This window comes from Sphaerospermopsis sp. FACHB-1194, from assembly GCF_014696235.1.
In the GTDB taxonomy this organism is placed as follows: Bacteria; Cyanobacteriota; Cyanobacteriia; order Cyanobacteriales; family Nostocaceae; genus Sphaerospermopsis; species Sphaerospermopsis kisseleviana.
Genome location: NZ_JACJPU010000083.1, coordinates 1 through 9,097, shown reverse-complemented (window position 1 = coordinate 9,097; position 9,097 = coordinate 1). Strand labels below are relative to the sequence as shown.

General features: G+C 36.5%; 3 protein-coding genes. All 3 read right to left on the bottom strand.

The annotated features are described in order from the left end of the window. Positions 1-2,143 (bottom strand): condensation domain-containing protein (locus H6F45_RS25415; protein WP_190348743.1); only part of this gene is annotated, 2,143 nt, incomplete at its 3' end. Between the two features lies 1 nt (position 2,144). Next, positions 2,145-6,374: an SDR family NAD(P)-dependent oxidoreductase gene (locus tag H6F45_RS25410; protein ID WP_190348742.1), complete on the bottom strand. Its 4,230-nt coding sequence runs from the start codon at positions 6,372-6,374 to the stop codon at positions 2,145-2,147. A gap of 834 nt (positions 6,375-7,208) precedes the next feature. Continuing rightward, the coding region (locus tag H6F45_RS25405) for a condensation domain-containing protein (RefSeq protein ID WP_242052725.1) at positions 7,209-9,097 on the bottom strand (1,889 nt) is incomplete at its 5' end.

The following is a 9,097-nucleotide window of genomic DNA, read 5'->3' as shown; positions in this document are numbered from 1 at the left end:
CCCAGGTTAAACTTAAGTTGACTATGGCGCGATGCTCTATTGTTACTCCTTTGGGTTTTCCTGTTGAACCGGAGGTGTAAATTACGTAGGCTAAGTTTTCTGGTTGACTTTGATGATTGGGGTTTTCTGTTAATTCTAAGTTAAAGGTGTTTACTTCGACTTCGCTCAGTACAAGTTGCTCTAAACAAATTACCTGATAAGGCTTTTCTCTATTGTCTAAGGGTAATTGATTTAATAGTGATTTTTGTGTTAACAGCACTGATACTTGAGCGTCTTCTAACATGAAGCTCAGGCGTTCTTGGGGATACTCTGGGTCTAGGGGTACATACGCCCCTCCTGCTTTGAGTATCCCTAATAATCCAATTACCATTTCTAGGGAACGTTCTACACAAATCCCTACTAATGTCTCTGGTTTTACACCCAAAGATTGTAAGTAATGTGCTAACTGATTCGCCCGACTATTCAATTGCTGATAGGTGAGTTGTTCGTTTTCAAACACTACTGCTATTGCATTCGGTGTTTTCTCTACCTGCTCTTCAAATAACTGATGGATGCACTTATCAACAGGATATTCAACTTGAGTATTATTCCATTCTGTTAATAGTTGGTGTTTTTCTGACTCAGTTAGTAGTGGTAACTCTCCTATTCTTTGCTCTGGGTTCTTCACTATCCCTGCCAACAAAGTCTGAAAATGATTAATCATTCTCCCAATAGTATCAGGAGCAAAAATATCGGTGTTATATTCCCAATATCCAATTAATCCCTGTTGTGTCTGCCACATCGAGAGACCTAAATCAAACTTTGCACTACCTCTATCTATAATTTCTGGAGTCAGACTAATACCAGGTAACTCTAAAGTATCCAGGGAGAAGTTTTCCAGCACAAACATCACCTGAAACAGTGGATTATAGCCCAGAGAACGTTCCGGTTTTAATGCCTCTACTACTTGCTCAAATGGTATATGCTGGTGTGCATAAGCATCCCCAACCACAGAACGAACTTTTTCTAGTAACTGGGAGAAACTAGGATTACCTTGTAACTGGGTACGCAAAACCAAAGTATTGACAAAAAAGCCAATTAATGTCTCAATTTCTCGGCGATCTCGGTTAGCAAAAGGTGAACCAATACAAATATCATCCTGACCACTGTAACGATGCAGTACCACAGCAAAAGCTGTTAACAAGGTCATAAACAAAGTTACACCTGACTTTTGACTGAGGGTGATAAGTTGAGAGGTTAAATCTGCATCAATATGAAATTCTACACTAGCGCCGGCGAAAGTTTGCTCTGGGGGACGTGGATAGTCTGTTGGTAACTCCAACAAAGGAGGTGCGTCTGCTAACTGTTGTTTCCAGTATTCCAGTTGCTTGTCTTCAACTTCTTTAGTTAACCATTTCCGTTGCCAAAGAGCAAAATCAGCGTATTGTATTGTTAACTCTGTTAAAGGACTTGGTTTTCCCTGAATAAACGCTGAATAAAGTGCTTCTAATTCTTTGAAAAATATCCCCATTGACCAACCATCTATGATGATGTGGTGCATGGTGATCAGCAACAAATGGGATTCTGGTTCTTGCTGTAGTAAAGTAACTCTTATTAAGGTATCAGTCCCTAAATCAAAAGACTTGCTAACCTCTTGATTGATAATTTGTTGTACAGCAGTTTCTGTGAAATCTTGTACATCTATCACAGGAATATTGAGAGTTAAATTAGGTTTAATTACCTGAAAAGGGATACCTTCTACTGTAGGAAAGTTAGTTCTTAAAGCTTCATGACGGCGGATAATTTCGTTGATACTTTTTTCTAAAGCAGTCCAAGAAAGCTTACCAACAATTCTGAGTTGGAAACTTTCATTATAAGATGTGCTTTCTCCATCCAACTGAGACAGAAACCACATTCTTTGTTGGGCAAAAGATAAAGGTAAATCTTGATCTCTGGTAACGGGAACTAAAGACAAAGAAGTTATTTGTGTAGCTGTTTGCGCTTCTTGTAAAAAAGCAATAATTTCTGTTTTCCGTTCTTTAATTTGCTGTTTTATTTCTGCCGTCATTGCTCCTTTAGGAGCGCGAAAACGTAATTGACCATCCTCAAGCCAAACTTTGATATTTAAATTATTCAGTAATGATAAAAATTCAAATATAGCCATTTTATAAATAATCCTCTTCGTATTCTTGTGCTGATGTTTCAGTCAAATTATTTTGACTTTGAGTTACTGTTTTAATTACTGTAATTGTTTGAGATAACCCAGCAATAGTAGGTGTTTGCAAAAAACGCTGTAAAGACAATTCTAAAGAGAAATTTTCTCTTAACCGAGCAATTACTTGACCAGCTAATAATGAATTACCACCCAATTCAAAAAAGTTGTCATCAATGCCTAAAAGTGTAACTTTTAAAACTTGTTGCCAACATTGGGCAATTTTTAATTCTATCTCGTTCCGTGGTTCAATCTGCTCCCTATTGTCTTGATTGTTACTTCTTTTGATCAGTTTAGCATGATCAATTTCACCATTTTTAAGAAATGGCATTTTTGGTAATTCTACGGACTCATAAATACATACACTCCCGAAATCATCTTGTACCTTTAGACTAGGTAATTTAACAACTTCCTTAGTCTTATTAGTCTTAGCTGTAAAATAGGCAGTTAATTTTTGTAAATTAAAACTTGATGACTGCCACCGTTGAATATTTTGCTTACTGCCATCTAAACCGATCAACAAATTATGTTGCTGATGGTATAAGCTGGCCAGCATGGAAGATATTGCTTCGGAGGAAGACATAATATAATAACCCTTGGCACGGATCAGATTTTTCATCTGATATCCTTGACTCATTCCCGTATTATCCCACATACTCCAACTCAAACAATAGCTGGTTAATTTATTGTTGGTTAATTTATTTTGGGAATTTTGGTAATGAGTAAAACTATCGAGAAAACTATTAGCAGCAGCATAACCACCCACAGCAGTGCTACCGAAAAACCCATTTACTGAAGAAAAGTTAATAAAAATAGTATCCTGATTTTCTTTTGCTAATTGATGCAATACCCAAGATCCCAAAACCTTGGGATGTAGAATTGCTGCTAAGTTTTCCTGGGTTTCTGCTACTACCTGTTGTTCGTGCAAAGTTCCGGCTAAATGCAGTATTCCATCGAGATTTTTGCCCCATCTGAATTGAGCTTTTTCTACTATTGTTTGCAACTGTTTTAAGTCGCAAATATCAACGGCTTCATAAATTACTTCTCCCCCAAGCTGCGCTAGTTCTTGATAGAGTTTGATGTGTTTTTCTGAAGTTAAAGGAGTTCTACCAACTAATAATAATTTAGCTTGGTAATGTTTTAACAAATACCGAGCAATTTCAATACCTATACCACCCATACCCCCAGTGATTAAATACGTTCCTCCTTGTTTGAAGGTAGTTGAGGAGTGAGGTTGGCTTGTAAAATCAACTTGTTCTAAGCGAGAAATTAAACGCTGTCCGTTTCTGTATGCTACCTCTCGTTCTTTTGAGGAGATTTGCATTTCTTGGAGAATGTAACCACCATTTTTTTCAACTTCAGCGAAGGGTAAATCAATGTGGCGACAATTTATTTGCGGTAGTTCTTGAGGAATGGTTTTTAATAATCCTAATACTGTTGATTTTTCATAAGCTATAGGATCATCTGAGCAGATAGCTTGGAGATGAGAAGAAATAAATAATAATTGAATATTTTGATCAAAGCTATGATTTTTTTCTAAGGCTTGCACTAGGAATAATAAACTATATATTCCCTGTGCTTGGGCTTTTTCTAAGCTATCAATACTGTTAATTTCCTGATATTTATCGTAAGTCCAGAGATGGACAATCTGCCCAATAATAATATTATCTGCTGCTAGGGATGCTATTAAAAGTTGATAGTCTTTGGCTATTTCTGGATTAATAACATAATGGTTACGATTGATTTTTTTAAATTCTTCTCCAGGTGCAACGGTAATATAGGTCAGTTTATTTTCTGACAATGTTTGACCTAAATAGTCACCCAATCCCCAAGCATCGAGAAATACTAGAGTTGTATTAGTAATAGTTAAAGAGGAATTAACATTAATGGGTGATTTAGGTTTCCATACTTGACGGTAAAACCAATTGGGAATAGTATTACTATTGCCTAGTAATATATCAATTTGTTTAATGATTGATTGAAATTCACCTGTTTGGAAACGTTGACTGAGTTGAGAACGTTGAATTTTGCCAATAGCAGTTTTAGGAATAATTTCTTTAGCTACGGGAATTAAATAATCAGGATTTATTCTCACCTTGTTCACAACACAAGCACGAATTTCTTTGAGGAGAGGTAATAAACTTTGATCATCATCAAAAGAAGTATGGAAAAATATTGCTAATTTATCAGTATTGCTTCCTGGTTGTCTGACTGCACAAGCAGCTGTATAAGAAACTTCTATTCCTGTAATTTCTTCAACAGCAGCTTCAATTTCGTGACAGTAGTAATTTAATCCATTAATAATAATTACATCTTTGATTCTGCCAGTAATGGTTAAACGTCCTTGATCAAGAAAGCCTAAATCCCCTGTATTCAACCAACCATCAGCAGTAAAAGCTTCTTGGTTTGCTTGTGGATTTTGATAGTAACCGATAGTAACAGATGCACCTTTTACCTGTAAACAACCAATAGTATTTTCTTCAACTACCTGATTTTGATTATCTACAATTCGCATAGAAAATCCAGGAATAGGTGAACCCAATTCTACAAATTTCTGCTCATCTGTAGTTGAATCTAGTAAAAAACTATCGGCAAATACGACACCAGAAGATGTTTCAGACATTCCCCAACCTGGGTGCATTGCGGTAGCTGGTAGGTGATATAACTGAACTAGCTGCAAAAATTTTCTTGCTGTTTTAGCAACGATCAGTTCTCCTCCATTATGAATTAATCGGAGTGAAGATAAATTCCAAGTTGGTGTTGGGATATTTTTGATCTTTTCTAGTTGCTCATTGATTAAGCTATAAGCAAAATTAGGACCCCAAGTCACGGTAACGCGATAATGAGTAATCCAATCTAGCCATGTTGTAGGTTTTTGTAAAACTAATTCAGAGTTCCCATGAATTTGTTGGCAGCCAACATAAACATCCCGTAAATGGAACATAATTATTCCCACAACATGGTCTAAGGAAAACCAATTTAACGTGATATCTTCACTTGTATAAGCATTCATCACGGTAGTACCAGCACAACGTGCTATTAAGCTACTGTGAGTCTGCATAACGGCTTTGGGTGTACCCGTGCTGCCAGAAGTCAAAAGCAAAATTGCTAAATCTTCTGGTTGATTATCATATATGTTGAAATCTGGTTCACATTGACTTAAATGATCAACAGTGGCAATTTTAAAGTTTTCTAAGTTTAAAACTCTGGCAAAATCATCAATGTCAGCAGATAAAGAAACACTTGTTAGTACCAAGGGTTTCTCTAACATCTCCCATGTGTTTTTTAATTTACTAGCTGTATTATTACCTGGTTCATAAATAGGCGCAATGGATACTGGAACTGGAACAAAACCACCCAACACACAACCCCAAAAAGCACAGATGAAATGTTGGTTATCTGCTAATTGAAAAATTACTTTGTCTTGAGGTTTAAGTCCTAATTTTCTTAGTCCTGCTAAAATTCGTTGGGCATTCTGCCATAATTCTTTGTAAGATTGAACTGTCTCACTGCCATCGGATTTAATATAGATAATACCTTCGTTTGAATTTTTAGCGGCTCTTTGTAATACTTCTACTAAATTTTTAGGAGCGTCTGGAGAGTATGGTAGTGGTTCACCGTGACTAATGGCTAACTTTTTTGAAGCAGAATAATTTTTGTCTTCTATTTTCTGACTATGTGTATTTGCTTGTATTTCTTGTTGGTTATTTTCATAGAGGTTTGCTTGACTCTCCCCTAATAACTCTTCCAAATGCACAGGAGGAATACTTTTAACCACAGGTTCAACAACCACCGCAACCCGATCAATGTCTGACAATGACTCTAATTGCTTTTCTAAATCTCTCATTACATCAGAGTTAATCACTTCTAAATTCGATAAAGTAACTTCATCGATATAACCTGCATCTGTTAGGGGTATGGTAGATATGGGTACAAATGCGGCAGGTATTAACTCACTGGGGATAATTGTTTGCAGATGATCTAAAATTTGTTCTGGTGCAAACAAACCCGATGGAACTATATAAGCTATTAATTCCTGTTTTCCCTTTTTTGTCTGTCTTTTGATAACTACACAATCATCTACAGTCAAACTCGACCGAATAGCAACTTCTATTTCTTGTTGGTATGCAAAACTTTGATTAATTGAAGTCCCTAAAATTTGACTATGGTGATCTAAATGCATTATCTTTATATATCCTTATTAAGATTCAAGCTGCTATTAATTATTTTTTTAATTTTTTCAATTAACGCTGATTATAAGGTAAAACATTCATTTATTTTAACTTAAAATTAATGGTTTTTAAATTGGTTGGTAAAATTTATACTTACTAAGCAAACAGATAATCTCAGGTTTAGCAGTCAACTGCAAGAGCATTTTAAACATTTAAGCAGACAGTTAAGACTGTTAACTAGAGATTGCTGAAAAAGTTGAGAACGAACTTAATGAAAACCTGAGTTCGACGTAAGAGAATAACCTGCAAGTGTTGATTAACAAGAGTTTCAGGAGTGAATTAAGTTTTTATTAATTGTCAATAAATGAAAATTATTGACAATTAATTAGAAATAGACAATATGCTAACGGGGGGACAATCATGACTGAAAAGCTTATCCTGCAAGGATTTGAAAGAGAAGTCTATTCAAAAGATCAAACCAATTTTAGGATTACAGCTATTTTCAGGTAAATAAACCACATTTTGATTTAGGTTTCGCGTCAACAATGTAGGGGCGTTCGCGAAGCGTGCTGGAAGCATCAGCATTCGGATGATAGTCTTCGGTAAAAACCGATAATTAATTGTCCGAATGCTTCGCCCTTACTGTGGTCTAAAAAAATGAAAACTCCTGTCACACGAACGTAAAATAGGATTTTCCCAAGGAAATTATTGACAATGGAATCAATAAGGGGGGAAATTGCTCTGTATCTTTTTATGTCTAACAAGATTGAAAGGGTTACAGAGTCTTGGTTTCAAGGTACTTTGTCCCCCTGTCAGAGGTTTTTGGTTTATTCAGCAACCCCTAGTTAAGTGATCATCATCCGTAAATGTGAGGCTAAGGTTTTGACATTAGGTTCATACAGCATCCGTAAGTGATTTCCAGGTACAGATATTACTTTCACAGAGTCTTCTGTGCAATCTTGCCATCCCCAATCTGGTAAATCGTAATTATAAATAGCACGAAGTTGTTTTAGATTAACTTCATCCACTTCTTCAGCGCGGAATAAACCAATGGGCGCAGAAATTTGATAAGAAGGCCGATAATTTGCATAATTAATTGTTAGTTGTTTCGTTACCTGCATATTTGTTTTGAGTAAAGACAGGCTTGAGTTTTCCGGTAAAACATCATGTTTGTATAAATACTCTGCGGCTAAATTCCAACGGGCTAACTCGTCTGGTTGAGCAGCTAAATCAGCATAATCCAAACCTAATGAAATTCCCTTTACATCTTCTATAGATAGGAGTAATTCCCACATCCAATCAGTATCTGTCATCTTAGTTAGATCTTCAGGGTGAATCACCAATCCAGCATCTAAGATAGCCAGTAATTCTACCTTTTCACCCTGCTTTTCCAATTGGTAAGCCATTTCAAAAGCAACAACAGAACCTGCTGAATATCCTGCCAGTATGTATGGACCATGAGGTTGTTGCTCACGTAATAAATCAATCAGTTGACTACCATGCAGTTCTACTGACTCTGGAACTTCACCAAATCCATTTCTTCCTGGAGTTTCTAAACTATAAACCGGATGATTTTCTAAGTTAATAGCCAAATCTTTAAAATAGAAACCATGTCCATTACGACCAGGTAAACAAAATATAGGAGTGGCACTTCCTTGAGATTGGAGTGTAAGCAAATGGGGATGGCATTGCTGCACTTCATGGTCAGAGATTTGTAATGCTAATTGAGCAATTGTTGGATTGTCAAATAAACTACTTTGAGTAATGATGTCCTGTAATGTGTTTATAAATTCCTTTGCCAGTTTTTCAATTGTGGCTGCTTGGTGAAGATTTGTGCTGTATGTCCACTCTATTTGCAACTGTTTTTCAACTATCATGCTGTTTATATCTAGCAGATGAGGGCGGTTGTTTTGTAAACCGTGCATTCTTCCTGCTGACTCACTAGCTGGCTGCATCCAAGAATTTGTATTAATCTGTTGATCAAATTGACCCAAATAATTAAAACTGATTTCGGCTTGGGGTAATGTCTTTAGTTGACTAGCAATTTCTGGATCTTGACTCAGATAGCGCAATAGTCCATAACCAATGCCTTTATTGGGAATAGCCCGCAGTTGTTCTTTAACTGTTTTTAATGTTTCCCCTAGATTTTCTGTGGCTGGTAGTTCTACTAATACTGGGAAGATGGTTGTAAACCAACCTATTGTCCGTGATAAATCTACACTATCAACTATTTCTTCTCTTCCATGACCTTCTAGATTGAATAGCACTCTCTTGGAGTTTGTCCATTTGCTTAATACTAACCCTAATGTTGTTAGTAATATGTCGTTAATTTGTGTGTTGTAAGCTTTTGGTACATCGTGCAGTAAGGCGTGAGTTTCTGCCTCACTTAAAGACAATAAAACTGTGTTAGCTGCGGCAACAGTATTTTCCCCTTTTGTATGGTCAACAGAGATGGAAGGAACTGCGGCGCGAGTTTCATTCAACCAATAAGCCGCTTCCGATTTGAGGGTTTGTGATTGGGCATAAGCTGTTAGTTTCTCTGACCAATCTTTAAAAGAGGTGGTTTTGGCAGGAAGCTGAATATCTTTGCCTTGCTCAAGTTGCTGATAGGCTGTTTGTAGGTCTTCTAATAAGATTCTCCAGGAAACTCCGTCAATGGCTAGGTGATGGATGGTTATTTGTAATCTCGCTCTTTTTCCTATGCCTAGATGGAATAAGGCTACTTGTACTAGGT